The following is an 18,456-nucleotide window of genomic DNA, read 5'->3' as shown; positions in this document are numbered from 1 at the left end:
TTGCGCGTTCGAATGGAACCTATGAACGCGGCTGACCTGCGTCAAGATGACCACTGCGGAACAATGCGCCCTTGATCGCGTCGGGACCCAGTTCCATCAACGTTTGCGCCTGTGTCCACAGGATCGCGCAGCGGATGTTTTTATCGGGATACACCTGCTGCAGCGCGTGGCCGTATGCCCCCATCTGGCGCAACAACCCCTCTGGCGTGTCGGCGGCATGCTCGGGAACCGTGCGATTTGTCTTGAAATCCACGGCCAGAACGTCCCGCTCGCCGATGATCAACCGGTCGATGATACCGTACATCGGCGTGCCGCCCAAATCTGCGGTAACCGCGACTTCCGCGAGCGCATCCGGCGCAAAAATCGGGGCCAACGCCGGCGCGGCCAGCACATCCATCGCCTCCGCAATGGCGCGCGATGCAACCTCGGCGGGGCGAGTCGCTGTCAACCGGACCGCAACATCGTACCTGTCACCGGCGGGCAGGGGGGCCAGATGCTCCAGCAGTAAATGCACCAATGTGCCATAAGCCTTCGCCGCCTCCTCGTCCTGACCGGTGTCACCGGCCAGCGCCTTGGCACCCTCGAACGAAGAGGGCGTGATGGTCTCTTGGCGATCCGGCAATTGCCCGATCTTTCGGATGAAAAGCGGGTCTAATTCGGGGGTTTTCCGTGTCTGCCGCTGAACCGCTTTCACCGGCAGGCCGTCCCAGTCGTGGGTTTGATAGCGCAGACCGTGCGACGGGCCTTCCGAAAACGGCACCGCGTTCAGGTGGCCCAGCGCCTGTTCGATCATCTGGTACCAGCTGTCCGGCTCCTTGTTCAGCCGCCCGGCGGCGGCCACGATCAGCCATTTTTCCGCACGCGTCATCGCCACATACAGCAACCGCAGGCGTTCTTGCCGCTGCGCCTCCTTTATCTCGGTGAGCCGCGTGCTGACCCGCTGGGTGATTTCGGCCGCGCCGGGTTTCCAGATCGGCACGCCTTCCATCGTGATGATCTCGTCCTTGACAGTATCCGCGCGCAGGGCTGTGTCGGGCAAAATCACGATCGGCGCTTCGAGCCCTTTGGCTCCGTGTACCGTCATCACGCGGATCTGGTCCGACGCGCTGTCGATCTGGCGTTTGATTTCCAAATCGTCGGTCTCCATCCACTCCAGAAATCTGGTCAGGCTCGGAATGTCGCTCTGCTCATAGGCCAGCGCCTGCGCCAAGAGCGCATCAATACCGTCCTCCGCCTCGGTTCCCAAACGGGCCAGCAGCCGCGCCCGCCCGCCGTGCCGCGTCAACAGCCGTTCGATCAGGTCATAGGGCCGCAAGAAATCGATCTGACCGCGCAAATCCTGCAGAACAGAGACTGTTTCGGGGTGTATGTCCGTCTGCGTCCGCAGCGCTTGCCAGAGGTGTTTTTCCGATCGCCCGTGCGCCAGAGTGAACAACTGCTGTTCGCTCCACCCAAAAAGGGGTGAGCGCAGCGTGGTTGCCAGCGAAAGACTGTCCTCCGGCGTGGCCAGAAATGCCAACAATGCCCCGATATCGCGCACCGCCAGCTCCGCAGCCACTTTCAACCGGTCCGCCCCCGCAATCGGCAAATCGGCGGCCTTGCAGGCCCGGATGATCTCGGCAAAAAGATCACTGCGCCCCTGCACAAGGATCAGAAAATCGCCGGGCGTGATGCGTCTGCGCACGGTGGTTTTGTCCGGTCCGTCCGCCGGGATATAGTGATCCCCCTCCACAAGATATTTGATCTGGTCGGCGACCTGCTGACCCAGAACAACGCTATGGTGTTGCGGGCTTTTACGGTCCAGCGGCTCGTACCACGCGCCCTCCTCCTCATCGCCCTGCGGCTCGACAAGGGGCCACAAATCCACCCGTCCCGGCAATCTGTCCTTGAAGGCAAGGTGGTGCATGCGCTCATCGATCCGGGGGTTCAACGTCTGGTCGACCGCCGTGAGAATGGCATCGGACGACCGGAACGAATAGTCCAGGGTCTCCGCGCTGAACGGCAGATCAACCGCGCCAAAGCGGTTTGCGAAACTCTCGCGCTTGGCATCGAATTCGCGCGGATCGGCACCCTGAAAGGAATAGATCGACTGCTTCTTGTCACCGACAACGAAAAGCGTCCGGTCCTCTTTGGCCCGTGCGCCCGCGCCGCTGGTGAATTCATCGGTCAACCGCTCGATCACGTCCCATTGGCGCGGCGATGTGTCCTGCGCCTCGTCCACCAGAATATGGTCGATCCCGCCATCGATCCGATACAACACCCACGCGGCGACCTTCGGATCGGTCAGCAAAGTCCGCGCCCGCAGGATCAGATCGTCAAAATCCAGCAGGCCGCGTTCAACCTTCTTCGCCTCGTAGCGGTCGATAAAGGACCGCGCAAAAGCATGCAGCGCACCGGTTCGCGCGACATTGCGCGCCCGCAGTTCCATGTCATGCGCCTGTGCGGTCCGCTCCATCAGGTCGTGAAACGCGATAAGCGTCGGGCCCAATGCTTCCTGCGCCTTCTTGGTCGGCACGGATTTTGTCTTTGCTTCTGGCTTCAGGACACTCTTGTCGCGGTACAAGAACAGCTCCTTGAGCAGTTGCAGCATATCGGCATCCGGCGCCTGAACGTCGATTGTGTCGAGCGTATCGGCCAGTTTGACCATCGTCGCCGACTGCCCGCGCAGCACCCCGATCGCAGTCGGCAGCCATGACGCGACGGATTTGTCGATGACCCACGCCGGCAGATCGGCGGCGTCAAAATGCGGTGGCAGATCGAACAGGGCATTCAGATCAACGCCCTGACCGGCGGCGTCGAAAGCCTCGCGCTGTGACGCGATGGATTGCGTCAACTTGCCAAAGCTTTCGCCCGTATAGAATTTCGCGATACCCGCCACCAGCGGCGCATCCGGCCCGTCGGCCATCGCGTCGACAATCTCTGCACGCAGCAATTCGGCGGCACGGTCCTCGATTTCCTTGAACTGCGGGCTGACACCGGCCTCCAGCGGAAAGCGGCGCAGCAAGGCGGCACAAAACGAGTGGATCGTCTGGATCTTCAACCCGCCGGGCGTTTCAATCGCTTGGGCAAACAGCGTGCGTGCGCGGCGCAAGTCCTCCGCGTCCAGATCCTGCAGCACGCCCATCTCAAGGAGGGTGGGCCGTAGATCGTCATCGTCCATCATGGCCCAGTCGCCCAAGCGGCGGAACAGGCGGTTCTGCATCTCCGAGGCGGCGGCCTTGGTATAGGTCAGGCACAGGATATGCTGCGGCTCGACCCGGTTCAGCAGCAACCGCGCCACCCGGTCGGTCAGGACACGGGTCTTGCCCGACCCCGCGTTGGCCGACAACCATGTCGATGTGTCCGGGCTTGCCGCCGTGACCTGTGCGCGCGTGGCGTCGTTCCAGTCGGGCGCCTTCATGCGATATCCTCCGCCTGGGCAGGGTCTGACCCGTCCCATTCCCCGAACCGCGCCAGATGATCATAGTCTCCGGCAAAGCTTGTCCGCTCGACCATGCGGCGGGCGGTGAACCCCTGCGTTGCAGACAGATAGGTCCGCAGCAGATCGCGCAGGTTTTCCAGCACGGCGCTGGGCGGTTCATCCTCCAGCGGGGCCAGCTCTTCCTTGGGGTTGGTGCCCAGCCCGATAAACGCGGCCTGCGACACGGGCGCGGCACCCACGGCGGCAAAGGCGCCTTCCTCGACCATCGCGGCCTCGATCAACAGCTGCTTGTCGAACTGCGCCTGCTGCTTGGCCGTCGGGGGTGTTCCGGTCTTGTAGTCGTAAAGCTGTATGTCTCCGGCCTGATCGCGATCAATGCGGTCCGCCACGCACGTCAGCGTGAACCCGATATCGGGCAGCTGCAACGTGCCGCGTGCGTCATCCTCGAACGCGATAGGCTGCGCGTTTGCCTGTCGGAGCGCTTCGGCGTCGATGAACCAATCAGCAATCCGGTCGATCCGGGCCAACCACATGCTGCGCGCGGCGGGCCAGGGGGCAACTTCGTCCAGCACCGCCTGCGCCGTACGCAGCAGATGGTCCCGGTTCAAAAGCGCGGGATCGTGGCAGACCTCTTTGACGAACCGCTCCATCACTTCGTGGACAACCACCCCCCGCAGCGGCGCATCGGGCGATTGCACAAGCGGACGCAGGGACCGCAAGCCAAGCGTATGTTTGGCATAGATCGCGTAAGGATCGCGGATCAGTGTCTTGATCTCGGTCACCGACAATCTGCGGGGCCGTGCGGCGACCGGTGGGCGCGGCGAGGGTCGCGGCGCAGGGGCCACGGATTGTACGGCCTCCAACGCGCGGGCCTGATCCAGCCACAGCGCGCCGCGCTGCTTCATCGCATCCCACGCCGCAGGGCCATCGGCGCGGGGCAGACCATTCATCAGGTTTTCCAGCCGGTTGACCCAGCGCGACGGCACCGTCTCCGCATCGTCCGACCGGATCGCCCGCGTGATCCAGACCTCGGGCGCGCAGACCGCCTGCTGGTAGTCGTGCGCCGACAGCCCAACCCGGCGTTCGGGCAGCAACAGACCGGCGTCATTGCGCATCTTGCGGTTCAGCCACGGATCGGGCGGCGGCGCTTCGGGCCATGTGCCGTCGTTCAATCCGCCGAGTATCACCAGATCCGCGCCCTGCACACGGGCCTCCAGAGTACCCCAGATCATGATGTCGGGGTGTGGCGCGTCGCGGTCGCGTACTTCACCGTTCGACAACAGCGCACCGACCAGATCGGCGTAGTCCGACGCGCTCAGATCGGTGCCCGCTCCGGCCTCGCTGCGCAATTCCTCCATCACCGCGCGGGCCTTCTGGCCTGCGTTCTGGCGCCACAGCTCGTGGCTGTCGCAACCCTCCGGCCCGGCGGCGAGCGTTTCGGCAATGCGCAGATGCGTCTCGACCCACTGTGCCAGTGGCCGTTCCGCGGTGGCATAGTGGCCCGTCACCGTCGTGGCGACCCACTCCGCCCAGCGCATCATCGCGGGATCGTCCGCGCGCCCCGCCGCTTTGGCGCAGAGCGCGACAAAGCCGTCTTCATCGGGATAGGGCAGGCCGTCGCGCCGGATCTGAAGCTCGATCCGCTGCGTGTAAAGCTGGTGCAGGTTACGCCCTTCCACACTATGGCTCAGCGGATGTTTCAGCAGCGTCAGCAGCGCCCCCGCGTCGAGTTTGCGGCGCAGCAGGTCCGCGACATGGCGCAAAAACCGCCCCGGTGGGGCCAGGTGCAAAGGCAGGCCCGCGCTGTCGTCGGGAACGATATCCCACCGGCTGAGCGCCGAGGTGACACGCCGTGTCAGCATCCGGTCCGGCGTAATCAGCGCCGCTGTCTGCCCCTCTTCCGCGGCCTTGCGCAACCGCAGCGCAATCGCCAACGCCTCGGCCCGCTGCGTGTCGGCCAGCACCAGCGTCAAATCCCGCGTCGCCGCATCCAGTTGGCTCAGCTCGCGCCCCTCGACGCGCCAAGCGTCCGTGACGGGTGCGGGGCGCAACGACAGGGACACCAACGCATTGCGCGCGGGCGACGGCGGCGGTGTGGCGTGCCACGGGCGTACCGCGTTGGGCGATTGACCCAAAAGCCGCATCAGGTGGTAGAACCGGTATTGCGGATGATCCTCCGACATCATCGGATCGTCCAGCGCCGCCCAAACCGCGCTGGGCAGCGCATCATCAAACCCCGGCAGCACCAACGCACCCTGCGGCAATGCCGCAACCGCCTGCATCAGCAGCATCGTTGTCCCGCGTGATCCCGTTGATCCGGCAAGGATGACCGGATGGGTTGGCGGATGTTCCGCCCAATGCGCGGCAATCGCGGTCACATGTGCGCGGCGGCGGGCTTCTGCGTCCGGCGCGCTGGCAGTGTGATCCAGATAGGTTTGCACGATAGCCAGAAACTGCTTTGCGCGGTCCCAATGGCCGGATTGGTCGGTCACATCCAGATCGGCAATGGCGTCCGGCGCTACGCCTTCGCCCTGCATTTCGTCAATCAGACCGGCAAGGCTGTCTGCCAGATCGTAAAGAGACGCGCGGGATGCCAGCGTCGGCGTTTCGCGCAACAGCGCGCTGATCAGACCGATCAATTCCAGCCGCCGCCGCAGGGCAGGGGCGCCCGGTGGGGTCCCGATGCCGGGCACCAGCGTCTCGAGATCGGTGATCAGGCGGATACGCGGCAGCAACCGCGCGGGTCCGGCTTCGAAAAGGTGTCGCAACCGCCGCCGCATCCGCTGCGTGTTCACAATCAACTCGACCCGCGCCAACGCCTCGGGCGGTTGGCCCGCAGTCCGCGCGATCAGACCGTCCATCAGGGCCTTGGGGAAATCGACACCGGGGGCCAACCCGTACACACGTGGCGTCTCGCTCGGGTCAAACATCGGCAATCATCCTTTCGGCCGTCCCGATTCCGCCGGGATGGCCCACATCACACCATTTGCCATCGTGCGCGACCCCGTACAGCCGACCATCGGCCAGCATTTCGTCCCACACCACGTTCAGCGAAAACGCCCGCGCCGCAACTGCCTGCAACCGGTCCGTCTTCATGATCTGTATCCCGCCATAGACGACACCCGGCCCCCGGCGCAGGCGGCCATCAGCGGCCAATGTGAAATCGCCGTCGCCGCTGTGCTCTTGCGCCTGCGCCACCGGAACGCACATCAGCAGCGCGTCCATCACATCGGGCCGCCACGCCTCCAGCAGCGCGGCCAGCGGGTTCGGTCCCGTCCATATCGCATCGGTATTGGTCGTGATCACCGGACCATCGCCCAGCACCGGCAACGCATTACGCAATCCGCCACCCGTCTCGAGGATATCGGGATCCTCCACAACCGGCGTCACCCCGCGGGGGGCGAGATGGGCCGCCAGTTGCGGCGCACGGTAATGCAAATTGGCAGCAATGCGCGGCGGTTTTACCTGCGTCACCAGCTCCAGCGTGTGATCGATCAACGCACGGCCCGCCACCTCGATCAGCGGCTTTGGCCGGTCGGCAGTCAGTGTCCCCATCCGGGTGCCGAAACCGGCGGCAAACATCAAGACGGGGAAGGGGCAGTGGCGCATTTCGACTTCAGCCTTTCCAGAATTTCGGGAGTGGGAGCAGGCACCGTTCGGGTCACAAGCTGCGCCACCTCGTGCAGGGCAGGGTGGGCAAGATTGGTCTGCACATGGCCCCACACCCGCGGGATCAGATCAACGTAATGCGCCTTGCCGTCCCTGATGCACAGGCGGGCAAACACCCCCAGTATCCGCAGATTGCGCTGGGCTCCGAGCAGGGCATAGGCCGCGTTGAACGTATCGCGGTCAGCCCCCGATTGCGCGACAAAGCGGTCGATCATCGCGGCCTCGATCTCTGCCAGAACATCGCGCCGGGCGTCCTGCAGGATCGACACCAGATCATAGGCCGGATGCCCGGCCATCGCGTCCTGAAAATCCAGCAAGCCCACCCGCGCGGGGCCGTCCCGTTCCGGCAGCCACAGCAGGTTTTCCGCATGATAGTCGCGCTGCACCAGAACGGCGGGCTCGGCATCACACACCGCCATCGCCCGCGAGAAAAGCGATCTGAATTCTTCCGCCGCATGCGGATCACCCGCGCCAGCGCCGGGCACGTACCACGCATAGGTCAGTGCCGCGAGATCGGTCATCACCGCGCTGTCATAGGTCGGCAAGGACGGTGCCGGAACCGCGTGCAAATGGGTCAGGACATCAACCGCTGCTTCGTACAGGGACCGCTCCATCGCCGGATCGCGGGCAATAACGGTCTTGTAAAGATCATCGCCCAGATCCTCGATCAGCAAAAACCCCTGCGCTGTGTCTCGTGCGATGATGCCCGGCGCGCTCAGGCCACAGGCGCTCAAATGCTCTGCGATGCGGATGAACGGGCGCACGTCCTCACCCTTGTCGGGCGGCGCGTCCATCAATATCACGCTGGTCCCGTCCGCGTGGGTCAGCCTGTCGTACCGGCGGTTGGACGCATCGCCCGCTACCGTGGTGCGCCGGGCATCCGCCCACCCCGATGCCGCGACAAACCTGTCCTGCAAAGTCGCCCGGTTGGTCATGCGCTCCATCCTTCCAGTATCTTTTGCCATTTCGGATCCTGCCACCGCGCCTGCAAATGTCGGCCCTCCGGCGTGCCCGCGCCCGCAAGTGTCAGCTCAAGCGCCTGCCGCGGCCACAGACCAGCCAGACGGTCGGGCCATTCGACCAGACAGATCGCGTCGTCAAACGCATCCACCAGACCCAACTCCTCGATCTCGGTGGGATCGGACAGCCGGTACAGATCGCTGTGCCAGATTTCGCCGCGGAGTGTGTCATAGGTCTGGACCAACGTGAAAGTGGGCGATGGCACGTCTTCGTGGTGGACGAGCAGAGACTGGATCAAGGCGCGGGCGAAGTGGGTCTTTCCCGCCCCCACGTCTCCGGTCAGCAAAACGGTATCCCCTGCCGACAGGCGCGCGCCCAGCCATGCGGCACAGCGGGCCGTGGCATCCGGGCCATCCAGCGTGAGTGAGAGGGACATATCGGGCATGGCCGCACCCTACCTTGCGCAGGGCGGGCCGCAAGGGTGCGCCGTCAGCTTTTGGACGCGAGCCCCGCGATTTTATGCGGTTCGGCCTGTTCGGCGGCGGGGGCAAAGCGCACCATCGTGGCACCGGATGCAATCGGCACGACCCGGCACGCCAATGCCCGACCGTCCGACAGCTGCACCGGCATGTCCCATGCGGTCCGCTCCCCGAAGGACAGCACCGTGTCCTCGATATCGTGCCACAGCGGGTTGGGCGCCGATCCGCGCTTCCATATACCGATCGCATCGGCGATCGACACATCTGCAAAACTGGTGTCGTGATTGTGCTGCCAGAGGCTTTCGTAGGCCGCATTCGAAAACGTCATCATGCCTGACTGTGAAAAGACGACCAGCCCGTCCTCGAACGAATCCAGCAAACTCTGCCCGATTTCCAATTCTGCGCGGTACGTCCGCGTCAACGCGATCTCCGCACTGATATCCTCGATCAGAAACGCGGTCGTCCCGTCCGCATGGGGCCGCCCGATCACGCGGTACGTCTGCCCGTTTTCCAGCGTCCAGGTATCTTGATAATGCGCATGATCCGGCGCGCCGATCAGGGCGGTGATATCGCTGCGCCACGCGGTATAATTCTTCGGCTCCGGCATCCGGCGGTTTTCGCGCAGCGTGTCAAAGAACGACATCAGCGTGGGCCGCGTGACCAGAAACTCCGCCGACAATCCCGTCAGATCGACCATCGCGGGATTGAACACCACCAACTGCCCCTTGCGGTCAAACACCGCCAAACCGATGGACAGATGCACAAAGGTCTTGGCCAGCGACTGCACAAAGTTCTGCTGCGCGCGCTCGGCCTTTACCACTTCCTCCAGACAGGTCGCATAATACAGCATCCCGTCCGTGGTATTGCGCACCGTCAGATCGAAAAAGATCGGATCGGATCGCCCCGGCAGCTTCAGCGACACGCGCTTTGACCCGTTCGCAGCTGTAACTTCCTTGGCCGTGACAAACGGGTTCGTACGGGCCTGCTGGGCGGGATAGCCAAGGTTCTTGATCAGCTGGTCAAAGGCGGTATTGCGCCACACGACGTTGCCCGCCATGTCCGTTTTGCACGCCGGATCGCGCGACTGCGCGTTGATCTGGCGCAGGGTGTTCAGCTCGTCGGTATCGGCCGTGTTTTCGCTGGGGTGCAGGCTGAAACCCTCGCCAAAATGCGCGCGGATGTGACCGTCGGACCATTCCAGCGTGATCTGGTTGTCGGGGCCACCGCCCAGCGACGACAGACGCATGTCGCCGGTACTGTCGACGTCGGGCAGGGCCGGAAAGCTCGGAAAGCGGGGCAGCAGCAGATCGCGCAGGTCTTCCCAGTCATGGGTGCCGATGGCCAAGGGTAGCTTTGACAACGCAGCAGCAGACGCATGATGCAGAACACCACCGCGAAACAGCAAGACCGTCGGGTCTTCCGGGTCGACCGTTTCGGTCACCTCGACCGGGCGGGTAACCCACCACACGGCCAGCGCAACGCTCAGCACAACGCAAAGGACAGTTACGGCAATCTCCAACAACGCCATACCTCCCGCAAAGGGTTAAGTTTTGATTTACCTTTGAACTTAAGAGGTTAATGAAGCGTTAATCGGCGGATCGCCGCCGCCGACCGGTGCAACGGCGCATCATGCCTCGATGCGCTGGTTCTGTCCGACCTGTACGGCATTTTCGCCCTCAAGCGCGTCGATCTTGGCGCGGGGCCAGCTGACAACGACGACCGCGCCCACCTGTCTGCTGTGGTATCCTGCCTCATCCCCGCCATTGGCAAACCGCAGCGTGGCGCCCGACCGCTCCAGCAGGGTTTTCGCGATAAACAGGCCCAATCCCATGCCCTCGTATCCCGGGCGCCGTACACTGGCCCTGCGACGGCGGCGCTTGCCCATGAAGGGATCGCCGATACGCCCGAGTATTTGCGGCGGAAACCCGTCGCCATCGTCCAGAATACGCACCGTTATCGTCTCCGCGTCCCACCGCGCCTCGATCCACACGGCGGTTTTGGCGAAATCGACGGCGTTCTGAACAAGGTTGCGTAATCCGTGGATGATCTCGGGCATCCGCAGGATCGCGGGCTGGCTGGCCTCCGCTGCGCCGCGCGTGTCGAGGTTGAGAAACACCTGCTTGCCGCGGTCCATATGCGGCTCTGCGGCGCTTTCCACCACGGTCATCAACGGGGCCTGCCGCATGTGCAGATCGTCTTTGCCGGCCCGGCCCATATCGCGCAGGATGTCACGGCACCGGTCACTCTGGTCCCGGATCAGGGCCGCATCCTCGCGCAATTCGGGATAGTCGTTCAACTCTTCCACCAGCTCAGCACTGGCCAGCTTGATCGTCGCGAGCGGTGTGCCCAGCTCATGCGCCGCCGCAGCGACCACACCCCCCAGATCGGTCAGCTTCTGTTCGCGGGCCAGCGCCATCTGCGTCGCCGCCAGCGCGTCCGACATGGAATGAATTTCCGACGTGACCCGCCGCGAATAGGCCGAGGTAAATACCACCGCGATGATCAACGCGATCCAGTGGCCGAAGATGAACAACTGCGGGATCATCAGAACATCGCCCGATCCGGTGCGCAAAGGCACGTAATACAAGGCGAGGATCGACACGCTCACAATGGCCACCGCGCACAGTTGCAATGTCGCCCGCAGGCTGAACGCGGTCGCCGAAATCGTCACCGGCCCCAGCATCAGCAGCACAAAAGGATTGTTCAGCCCGCCCGTCAGGAACAGCAAGAAGCTCAGCTGCAGCAGGTCAAACAACACCATCGACAGGTTTTCACGCTCCGACAGGCGTTTGTTTTCGGGAAAGATCACGCCCGAGACGAGGTTGAAAATCACCGACACGCCAATGGCGAAATAACACCACCCCAGCTCCAGCTGCAGCCCGAACACAAAGGGCGTCAACGTGACGGCAATGAACTGGCCGGTGATCGCGACCCACCGCAACAGGATCATGGTGCGCAGCCTGATCCAGTTGGCCCGCTTGCGTTCGCCCATCGGTCTGATTGTGGCCTGCGTCATCTGGGCGCCCTGTCGAATTTGTGTCTTGCGTCTTTGTCTAGCTAGCGTAGGTCTGTGCAAAACAACCAGCAAGGGTGCGATTGACCGCACCGCAAAGGAGCCGCAGATGATCCGTATCGCCGCCATCGTCGCCGTCTTTGTCGCAGGGGCCGCCCTGATCTCCATGACAGTGCTGAGCCAGCGGGACACCGCAGACGCCGACCAGTTCGCCCAATGCCGCGGCAGCCAGATTGCGGGCGGTGATCTCGGCGGGGCGTTCGAACTGGTCAACGGCGCGGGCGACACGGTCACATCGCAGCAGATCATCACCGAACCCACGCTGATCTATTTCGGCTATACCTTCTGCCCCGATGTCTGCCCGCTCGACGTGGACCGCAATGCCGCTGCTGTTGAGATTCTCGAAGAACGCGGTCAATCTGTCACACCGGTGTTCATCACCGTCGATCCCGCCCGCGACACGCCCGAAGTGGTGCGCGATTTTGCAGACGCGATGCATCCGCGCATGATCGGGCTCACCGGATCCGACGCGCAGGTCAGCGCGGCCAGCAAAGCCTACAAAACCTACTACAAGGCGCATCCGCCCGTGGACGGCGAATATCTCGTGGACCATTCGACCTTCAGCTATCTCGTCACGCCCGAGCACGGCTTTCTGGACTTTTTCCGCCGTGAACTGGGCCCCGAAGAACTGGCGGACAAGATCGGTTGCTACGTCGAGCGCATTTGACCGGCGGGGCTGCCGCACCATATTCGGAGTAACCTCGAAAGAGACCGAAATCAAAGGCACCCGAAGATGCAAACTCTGGAATTGAACGAAATCGGCCCCGACAAGAGCCTCTTGTTGCTGGATGACGATGAACCGTTTCTGCGCCGTCTGGCCAAGGCCATGGAAAAACGCGGCTTCGAAGTGGAAACAGCAGGGTCGGTTGCGGCAGGCAGCGCCATCGCCACGGCCCGTCCCCCCGCCTATGCCGTCTGTGACCTGCGGCTCGAGGATGGCAACGGGCTCGACGTGGTCGAAGTGCTGCGCGAAAAACGCCCCGATGCGCGCGTTGTCGTGCTCACGGGCTACGGCGCGATTGCCACGGCGGTTGCCGCGGTCAAGATCGGCGCGACCGACTATCTGTCGAAACCCGCCGACGCCACCGACATCACCAATGCGCTGCTGGCCAAGGGCGATGATCTGCCCCCGCCACCCGAAAACCCGATGAGCGCGGACCGCGTGCGGTGGGAACACATCCAGCGGGTGTACGAACTGTGTGACCGCAACGTGTCCGAAACGGCGCGCCGGCTGAACATGCACCGCCGGACCCTGCAACGGATTCTCGCGAAACGCAGTCCGCGCTAGACGTCGTAACGCTTGCTGATCTTGTCGACGACCTGACCGGTGTCGAGCTTGACGCCCTCGTCAAAGGCCCAATCGCGGAACCCGCGGCTTTGATAATACGTCAGCCCGCCTTCGTTGTCGGCGCGGATCGTGGCATTGATCCAGCGGTATCCGAGCGCTTTGGCGGCCTGCGCGTTCGCCGAGAAAAGCGCCGATCCGATGCCAAGCCCGGTGCGGCCGACCTGTACGAAAGTGGCGATGTCGCAGGCGTCCTGCGGTAATTTCGGGTGCGGTGCAATCCACTGGAACCCGACGACCGTTTCCGTATCGTCCAATGCCACGTGCCACGCCGCCCGCGCGCCGCCCTCCGCGATCCATTCCTGCAGGTCGGTGGCGGTCACCTTTCGCACCAGCGCCGTGGTGCCGCCCCGTTCGATAATCTCGTTCAACAGCTTCGCCATTGATCCCGTGTCCAGCGTCATCGCGCGGCGTACGTTTATCATGCCATCTGCTCCAGCAAGGCCGCGTGGCGGCGGGTGAAATCGGTACGGACCTCGCGCGGGGGGCGCAGGGCAATCGACAGCCCCTCCATCAACGCCGGGTCAGGCTTGCCGAAGAACTTGTCAGCCTCCGCCGCGGCAAAGCCCGCGATCTGCGTGGCTTCCATCCAGGCGCTTACGCGGTCGGCTTTCTTGATCTGGCGCTTGATGCTGGCGGGCACCTTTGCGGGCAGTCCGAACCGGATGTGGATCGCCGCCTCCAGCCGTTCGTCCAATGCGCCATAGCCCGGACCCACCGCCGCCTTCACCGGCGAAATCATATCGCCGATGACGTACTCCGGCGCGTCGTGCAGCAGCGCCGCCATATGCCATTTTACCGGGGCCTTGGGGGCGATGCGGCCAAAGATCAATTCGACCAGCAGCGAATGTTCGGCGACGGAATAGGCAAAATCACCCTGCGTCTGCCCGTTCCATCGCGCGACAAACGCCAGACCGTGGGCAATATCTTCAATCTCGATGTCTACGGGCGTCGGGTCCAGAAGGTCCAGCCGCCGGCCCGATAACATGCGCTGCCACGCTCTTGGTTGTTTCGCCATAGTCGCCCCAAACGCCGATCACATCATTTTGTTCCATAAATAAAAATTGGAACAACCCTGCCTGTCTACCGTTATCACACCAAAGGAGACACACAATGAAGACCGTAGTTTTTGCCCTTGGCGCGACCCTTGCACTGACAACCGCAGCAGCGGCGCAGCAGGTCTGCATGACGGCAGCCGAAATGCAGTCATCGTTGATCGATTGGTACGGCGAACGCCCGACGCAGGGCCCGTCGAACGACAACACCCGCCTGTGGGTATCGGATGCCAACGGATCTTGGACGCTGGTGCGGACGCTGTCGGACGGTAACGCCTGCGTGGTGGGCACCGGCATGGATTGGGTCGCCGGTATGGACGCAACCGAAAAGGTCGCGACGATTCAGGCCCGCATCGAAGGCTGAGACACGCGGTCCGATTGCGCATGACCGCGCCGGGTGGTAAGCGCCCTTCAAATTCGATTGAAGGAGAGCCCACCATGGCCGACGACTACATCGTGAAAGACATCAACCTTGCGGATTACGGCCGCAAGGAACTCGACATCGCCGAAACCGAAATGCCCGGCCTGATGGCCCTGCGCGACGAGTATGGCGAAAGCAAACCGCTGTCCGGCGCGCGGATCGTCGGCTCGCTGCACATGACCATCCAGACTGCCGTTCTGATTGAAACGCTGACCGCGCTGGGCGCGGACGTGCGCTGGGCTTCGTGCAATATCTTCTCCACGCAAGACCATGCCGCCGCAGCGATCGCCGCCGGTGGCACGCCCGTGTTCGCGATCAAGGGCCAGTCGCTGGAAGAGCATTGGGACTACCTCGATAAATCTTTCCAGTTCCCCGACGGCCCCAACCTGATCCTCGACGACGGGGGCGATGCCACCCTCTACATCCTTTTGGGTGCGCGCATGGAAGCGGGCGAAGACGTGCTCGCCGTACCGACCTCCGAGGAAGAGGAAGTCATCAAAAAGCAGATCCAGAAACGCATCGGCGAAACCCCCGGTTGGTTCGCCAAAATGCGCGACCAGATCGTCGGTGTCTCCGAGGAAACCACCACAGGCGTTCACCGCCTCTACGATCTGTTCAAACAGGGCCAGCTGCCCTTCCCCGCGATCAACGTGAACGACAGCGTGACCAAGTCGAAATTCGACAACAAATACGGCTGTAAGGAATCGCTCGTTGACGGCATCCGCCGCGCCACCGACACGATGATGGCGGGCAAAGTGGCCGTTGTCATGGGTTACGGTGACGTGGGCAAAGGGTCTGCCGCCTCCCTGCGCGGCGCCGGTGCACGTGTCAAAGTTACCGAAGTCGACCCGATCTGCGCGCTGCAGGCCGCGATGGACGGCTTCGAAGTGGTGCTGCTCGAAGACGTGGTCGCCAGTTCCGACATCTTCATCACCACCACCGGCAACAAGGACGTGATCCGCATCGAGCACATGCGCGAGATGAAGGACATGGCCATCGTCGGCAACATCGGCCACTTCGACAACGAAATTCAGGTGGCCAGCCTGAAAAACCACAAATGGACCAACATCAAGGAACAGGTGGACATGATCGAAATGCCCTCGGGCAACCGGATCATCCTGCTGTCCGAAGGCCGTCTGCTGAACCTCGGTAACGCCACCGGCCACCCTTCGTTCGTCATGTCGGCGTCCTTCACCAATCAGGTGCTGGCGCAAATCGAACTGTGGACACGCGGCGACGAATACAAGAACGAAGTCTACATCCTGCCCAAGCATCTGGACGAGAAAGTCGCCCGTCTGCACCTCGACCGGATCGGCGTGAAACTGTCGAAACTGGATCCTGAGCAGGCCGCCTATATCGGCGTGACACCAGAGGGCCCGTTCAAGCCCGAACACTACCGCTATTGACGCAGGCGGGGCACCGCCCCACCTTATCGTCATGAGCGACGAAACTCCTTACAAGCACCGCCCTTTCTTGCATTGGGTGGTGCTTTTGTCTTTTATATTCGGGGGGTTCGCTTTTGCCGGCTGGCAGTTGCTGGTGCATCCCCAAACGCCCGTGCCCGACGCGTGGAACCCCACCAAACCGCTTGTCGTGACAGACCCGGTGACAGCTTTGACCGACTGGAAACTGGCCCGCGCGGTCGCCAGTCCCGAGACATGCCTCGCGGCCCTGTCGACCGGAGCCACAGCACAGCCGGTTGCCGATCTGGTGGCCGACAATCCGCGGTGTGGCATTTCGCCAAACGTGGCGCTGCGCGGTGTCGATGGCGTGGATGTCGCGCCGCTGAACACGCGCTGCCAGACGGCGCTGCGTCTGGCGATGTGGTCGCGGCACGGGATCGCGCCTGCCGCCCGCGACCTGCTGGGCAGCGATATCGCCCGCATCCACCACTTTTCGAGCTACAGCTGCCGTGAAATCCGCACCACCTCCGGCAGCGGCGGCCGGATGAGCACGCACGCCACGGCCGATGCCATCGATATTTCCGGCGTCACCCTGTCGGACGGGCGGCGGATCGACCTGCGCGCAGACTGGAACGACCCCGCCAGGGGCGCATTTCTGCGCGCGATCCGCGACACTGCCTGCACGTGGTTCGGCACGGTTCTGGGCCCCGACTACAACCGCCTGCACGCCGATCATTTCCACCTGCAAAACCGCGGCTGGGGCCGGTGCAGCTGACGCCATGTGACCGGCCTTATGTCCCGCGGGGAATCGCCGGCGCATTTTTTCCTTTCGAGGTGCCCCCATTGCCTTTAGGCTTCGGCTCAAGATCAGGAAAAGCTGGTCAATACGACCCAATCAGGAGGAATTTCTATGGGCAAGCGTGACGAATGGATTCAGAAATACGCGGAAGATCTGCGCAACAAATGCGGCATGGAGCCGGATATGGATCTGCTGACAAAGGTGACGATCGGTTGCGGCCCGTCGATTTACAACGCGGACGCACAGACCGTTGCGGGCTCCGACACCGAAGAGCTGAACACCGTCAAAAACAACTTCCTTATCAAGAAGTTGGGCCTGCCTGACGATGAACACCTGATGGGCGGCATTCAAAAGGCCATCGAAACCTATGGCCGGTCCGAGCGCAACAAATACCGCGCCGTGATCTACTACATGCTGACCAAGCATTTCGGCAAGGAATCCGTCTACGGCTGATGGGCTGCACGACATTCACTGCTTTGCGCCCGTTGTGAATCAGCGGGCGTTTTCAGTTTTAGGCAAACTGACCCCATTGTTTTATTGATAATTTTCGAAATTCGATTACATTGCTTGGTGTTACACAGGCCCATCGGGCCGGGGAATACGTGTGGGGCCGAGTGGCGCACATGGGGTGAGAGGGGTTCCGGCATCGTTGTCGGAACCCCTTTTTTGCGCTCCGCACCCGCGTCAGAACAGGGTCAGCACCAAGCCGATCGCGGCGCAGCCCAACACCGCATATCCGCCGTCGATCACCGTCAGCCGGAAAGGCCGCCCCGCGTAGGCATTGTTGATCATGATCCACGGGCTGATGAAAAACAGCCCGATCCCCACACCCGACACCAGACCGGCCCCCGCCGTATCAATGCCGGACAAGGCAAAGCTGTGCCGCATCATCCCCGCCACCAGCAACATCGCGACAAAGGCCATGACATAGGGCAGCGGCCCATCGTTTTCGGGTTTGCCATCCGGCCCGCGGGCTATGTTGGCCGCGTCCATCCACGCATTGGCGAGGCTCATGTACCACACAGCGCCCACCGCAAATCCCGCAATCGCGGCCACAATGATTGATACGAACGGCATGGCAGATCCCCCCTTTTCCCTCGATAGGAGACAATCCTAGCCGAAAATCGTCCTGTCTGTCTAAGGGCGGGTTTGCCCCAGCGCGCAAACGGCCCGCCATTCGGCCTCTGTCACCGGTTGTACCGACAGACGCGAATTGCGCACCAGCACCATCTCTTCGAGGCGTGGATCGGCTTTGATCATGTCCAGCGTGACGGGTGCCTCGAAGGGGCGTACGGCCTTGATGTCCACGCATTCCCACCTGTCGTCGTCGGTGGTGCTGTCGGGGTGCGCCTCGGCGCAGACCTCCACGATGCCCACCACCGCCTTTTCCTTTTGCGAATGATAGAAGAACCCCAGATCCCCCAGCTTCATGTCGCGCATGAAATTGCGGGCCTGGTAATTGCGCACGCCGTCCCATTCTTCGCCCGCATCCCCCTTGGCGACCTGATCGTCCCACCCCCAGACCGAAGGTTCGGATTTGAACAGCCAATACGCCATCAGCCGATCACCTTTTTCCATTCGGTCAGGGTCACGGATTTGAACAGTCCCGCCCTGGCGTAAGGGTCATTGTCGGCCCACTGCTGCGCGGCGGACATATCGGGCACATCCAGCACGATCATTGAACCGCTCATCTCGCCATCCGGCCCGATCAACGGGCCCGCCATATGCACGTGATCCGTGCTCTTGAGGTAATCGACATGGGCGGGGCGGTTTTCCATCCGCACCGGCAATCCTCCGTCCTTGTCATGGGCCATCAGGCAAACAAGCATCT

At 62.8% G+C, this 18,456-nt stretch carries 18 protein-coding genes; 6 read left to right on the top strand and 12 right to left on the bottom strand.

Going from position 1 to position 18,456, the window contains the following annotated elements; genetic code table 11:
* Window positions 1-19: 19 nt before the first annotated feature.
* The 7 genes from addA to regB all read right to left on the bottom strand — a co-directional run bounded on the left by addA (window position 20) and on the right by regB (window position 11,545).
* Window positions 20-3,400, bottom strand: a complete 3,381-nt coding sequence (gene addA / locus K3756_RS00145) for a double-strand break repair helicase AddA (protein ID WP_259989732.1) — start codon at window positions 3,398-3,400, stop codon at window positions 20-22.
* Window positions 3,397-6,351 (bottom strand): double-strand break repair protein AddB, encoded by a 2,955-nt coding sequence (gene addB / locus K3756_RS00140; RefSeq protein WP_259989730.1) that lies wholly within the window; start codon window positions 6,349-6,351, stop codon window positions 3,397-3,399. Before addB ends, addA begins: the two co-directional genes overlap by 4 nt.
* The gene (locus tag K3756_RS00135) at window positions 6,344-7,030 is read right to left on the bottom strand and encodes a nucleotidyltransferase family protein (protein WP_259989728.1); all 687 of its coding nucleotides are present in this window, start codon (window positions 7,028-7,030) and stop codon (window positions 6,344-6,346) included. The genes addB and K3756_RS00135 overlap by 8 nt, the downstream gene beginning before the upstream one ends.
* The gene (locus tag K3756_RS00130) at window positions 7,003-8,025 is read right to left on the bottom strand and encodes an aminoglycoside phosphotransferase family protein (protein WP_259989725.1); all 1,023 of its coding nucleotides are present in this window, start codon (window positions 8,023-8,025) and stop codon (window positions 7,003-7,005) included. Before K3756_RS00130 ends, K3756_RS00135 begins: the two co-directional genes overlap by 28 nt.
* On the bottom strand, window positions 8,022-8,495 hold the full coding sequence (gene tsaE / locus K3756_RS00125) for a tRNA (adenosine(37)-N6)-threonylcarbamoyltransferase complex ATPase subunit type 1 TsaE (RefSeq protein ID WP_259989722.1): 474 nt from the start codon (window positions 8,493-8,495) through the stop codon (window positions 8,022-8,024). The genes K3756_RS00130 and tsaE overlap by 4 nt, the downstream gene beginning before the upstream one ends.
* 44 nt (window positions 8,496-8,539) lie before the next feature.
* Window positions 8,540-10,057, bottom strand: a complete 1,518-nt coding sequence (locus K3756_RS00120) for a PAS-domain containing protein (protein ID WP_259989720.1) — start codon at window positions 10,055-10,057, stop codon at window positions 8,540-8,542.
* Window positions 10,058-10,156: 99 nt separating this feature from the next.
* Window positions 10,157-11,545: a sensor histidine kinase RegB gene (regB, locus tag K3756_RS00115; protein ID WP_259989716.1), complete on the bottom strand. Its 1,389-nt coding sequence runs from the start codon at window positions 11,543-11,545 to the stop codon at window positions 10,157-10,159.
* A 106-nt stretch (window positions 11,546-11,651) separates the two neighbouring features.
* Between regB and K3756_RS00110 the strand changes: the two genes are divergently transcribed.
* Window positions 11,652-12,269 (top strand): SCO family protein, encoded by a 618-nt coding sequence (locus K3756_RS00110; protein WP_259989713.1) that lies wholly within the window; start codon window positions 11,652-11,654, stop codon window positions 12,267-12,269.
* Between the two features lie 66 nt (window positions 12,270-12,335).
* On the top strand, window positions 12,336-12,890 hold the full coding sequence (locus K3756_RS00105) for an ActR/PrrA/RegA family redox response regulator transcription factor (protein WP_259989710.1): 555 nt from the start codon (window positions 12,336-12,338) through the stop codon (window positions 12,888-12,890).
* Here K3756_RS00105 and K3756_RS00100 read toward each other — a convergent pair.
* Window positions 12,887-13,372, bottom strand: coding sequence for a GNAT family N-acetyltransferase (locus K3756_RS00100; RefSeq protein WP_259989707.1), 486 nt, complete (start codon window positions 13,370-13,372; stop codon window positions 12,887-12,889). The two genes, K3756_RS00105 and K3756_RS00100, sit on opposite strands and share 4 nt — an antisense overlap.
* Window positions 13,369-13,965 (bottom strand): HD family hydrolase, encoded by a 597-nt coding sequence (locus K3756_RS00095; protein ID WP_259989703.1) that lies wholly within the window; start codon window positions 13,963-13,965, stop codon window positions 13,369-13,371. Before K3756_RS00095 ends, K3756_RS00100 begins: the two co-directional genes overlap by 4 nt.
* Window positions 13,966-14,060: 95 nt before the next feature.
* Here K3756_RS00095 and K3756_RS00090 point away from each other — a divergent pair, with 95 nt between their 5' ends.
* The 4 genes from K3756_RS00090 to K3756_RS00075 all read left to right on the top strand — a co-directional run bounded on the left by K3756_RS00090 (window position 14,061) and on the right by K3756_RS00075 (window position 17,078).
* Entirely contained in the window at window positions 14,061-14,366 is a 306-nt protein-coding gene (locus K3756_RS00090; RefSeq protein ID WP_259989701.1) for an S-adenosyl-L-homocysteine hydrolase, read from the top strand.
* Between the two features lie 74 nt (window positions 14,367-14,440).
* A complete protein-coding gene (gene ahcY, locus K3756_RS00085; protein WP_259989698.1) occupies window positions 14,441-15,829 on the top strand; it encodes an adenosylhomocysteinase in 1,389 nt (462 codons plus the stop codon).
* Between the two features lie 79 nt (window positions 15,830-15,908).
* On the top strand, window positions 15,909-16,601 hold the full coding sequence (locus K3756_RS00080) for an extensin family protein (RefSeq protein ID WP_259989696.1): 693 nt from the start codon (window positions 15,909-15,911) through the stop codon (window positions 16,599-16,601).
* Between the two features lie 135 nt (window positions 16,602-16,736).
* Window positions 16,737-17,078, top strand: coding sequence for a DUF2853 family protein (locus K3756_RS00075; protein ID WP_259989694.1), 342 nt, complete (start codon window positions 16,737-16,739; stop codon window positions 17,076-17,078).
* A 231-nt stretch (window positions 17,079-17,309) separates the two neighbouring features.
* Here the strand turns inward: K3756_RS00075 and K3756_RS00070 are convergent, their stop codons facing one another.
* From K3756_RS00070 to K3756_RS00060, 3 genes are read right to left on the bottom strand one after another with little or no spacing between them, the layout of a single operon-like run.
* Window positions 17,310-17,702, bottom strand: a complete 393-nt coding sequence (locus K3756_RS00070) for a DUF1761 domain-containing protein (RefSeq protein WP_259989692.1) — start codon at window positions 17,700-17,702, stop codon at window positions 17,310-17,312.
* 60 nt (window positions 17,703-17,762) lie between these two features.
* Entirely contained in the window at window positions 17,763-18,182 is a 420-nt protein-coding gene (locus K3756_RS00065) for an EVE domain-containing protein (protein ID WP_259989690.1), read from the bottom strand.
* Complete coding sequence (locus K3756_RS00060) at window positions 18,182-18,454, bottom strand: YciI family protein (RefSeq protein WP_259989688.1); 273 nt, start codon at window positions 18,452-18,454, stop codon at window positions 18,182-18,184. The genes K3756_RS00065 and K3756_RS00060 overlap by 1 nt, the downstream gene beginning before the upstream one ends.
* Window positions 18,455-18,456 lie beyond the last annotated feature (2 nt).

It is taken from the genome of Sulfitobacter sp. S190, from assembly GCF_025141935.1.
Lineage (GTDB): Bacteria > Pseudomonadota > Alphaproteobacteria > Rhodobacterales > Rhodobacteraceae > Sulfitobacter.
The sequence above is the reverse complement of the archived record's forward strand: the minus strand, read 5'-3'. Positions and strand labels throughout refer to the sequence as shown.

Coding starts and splice junctions, on each gene's coding strand:
- addA (WP_259989732.1), bottom strand. CDS start 3,400: ATGAAGGCGCCCGACTGGAACGACGCCACGCGCGCACAGGTCACGGCG.
- addB (WP_259989730.1), bottom strand. CDS start 6,351: ATGTTTGACCCGAGCGAGACGCCACGTGTGTACGGGTTGGCCCCCGGT.
- K3756_RS00135 (WP_259989728.1), bottom strand. CDS start 7,030: ATGCGCCACTGCCCCTTCCCCGTCTTGATGTTTGCCGCCGGTTTCGGC.
- K3756_RS00130 (WP_259989725.1), bottom strand. CDS start 8,025: ATGACCAACCGGGCGACTTTGCAGGACAGGTTTGTCGCGGCATCGGGG.
- tsaE (WP_259989722.1), bottom strand. CDS start 8,495: ATGCCCGATATGTCCCTCTCACTCACGCTGGATGGCCCGGATGCCACG.
- K3756_RS00120 (WP_259989720.1), bottom strand. CDS start 10,057: ATGGCGTTGTTGGAGATTGCCGTAACTGTCCTTTGCGTTGTGCTGAGC.
- regB (WP_259989716.1), bottom strand. CDS start 11,545: ATGACGCAGGCCACAATCAGACCGATGGGCGAACGCAAGCGGGCCAAC.
- K3756_RS00110 (WP_259989713.1), top strand. CDS start 11,652: ATGATCCGTATCGCCGCCATCGTCGCCGTCTTTGTCGCAGGGGCCGCC.
- K3756_RS00105 (WP_259989710.1), top strand. CDS start 12,336: ATGCAAACTCTGGAATTGAACGAAATCGGCCCCGACAAGAGCCTCTTG.
- K3756_RS00100 (WP_259989707.1), bottom strand. CDS start 13,372: ATGATAAACGTACGCCGCGCGATGACGCTGGACACGGGATCAATGGCG.
- K3756_RS00095 (WP_259989703.1), bottom strand. CDS start 13,965: ATGGCGAAACAACCAAGAGCGTGGCAGCGCATGTTATCGGGCCGGCGG.
- K3756_RS00090 (WP_259989701.1), top strand. CDS start 14,061: ATGAAGACCGTAGTTTTTGCCCTTGGCGCGACCCTTGCACTGACAACC.
- ahcY (WP_259989698.1), top strand. CDS start 14,441: ATGGCCGACGACTACATCGTGAAAGACATCAACCTTGCGGATTACGGC.
- K3756_RS00075 (WP_259989694.1), top strand. CDS start 16,737: ATGGGCAAGCGTGACGAATGGATTCAGAAATACGCGGAAGATCTGCGC.
- K3756_RS00070 (WP_259989692.1), bottom strand. CDS start 17,702: ATGCCGTTCGTATCAATCATTGTGGCCGCGATTGCGGGATTTGCGGTG.
- K3756_RS00065 (WP_259989690.1), bottom strand. CDS start 18,182: ATGGCGTATTGGCTGTTCAAATCCGAACCTTCGGTCTGGGGGTGGGAC.
- K3756_RS00060 (WP_259989688.1), bottom strand. CDS start 18,454: ATGCTTGTTTGCCTGATGGCCCATGACAAGGACGGAGGATTGCCGGTG.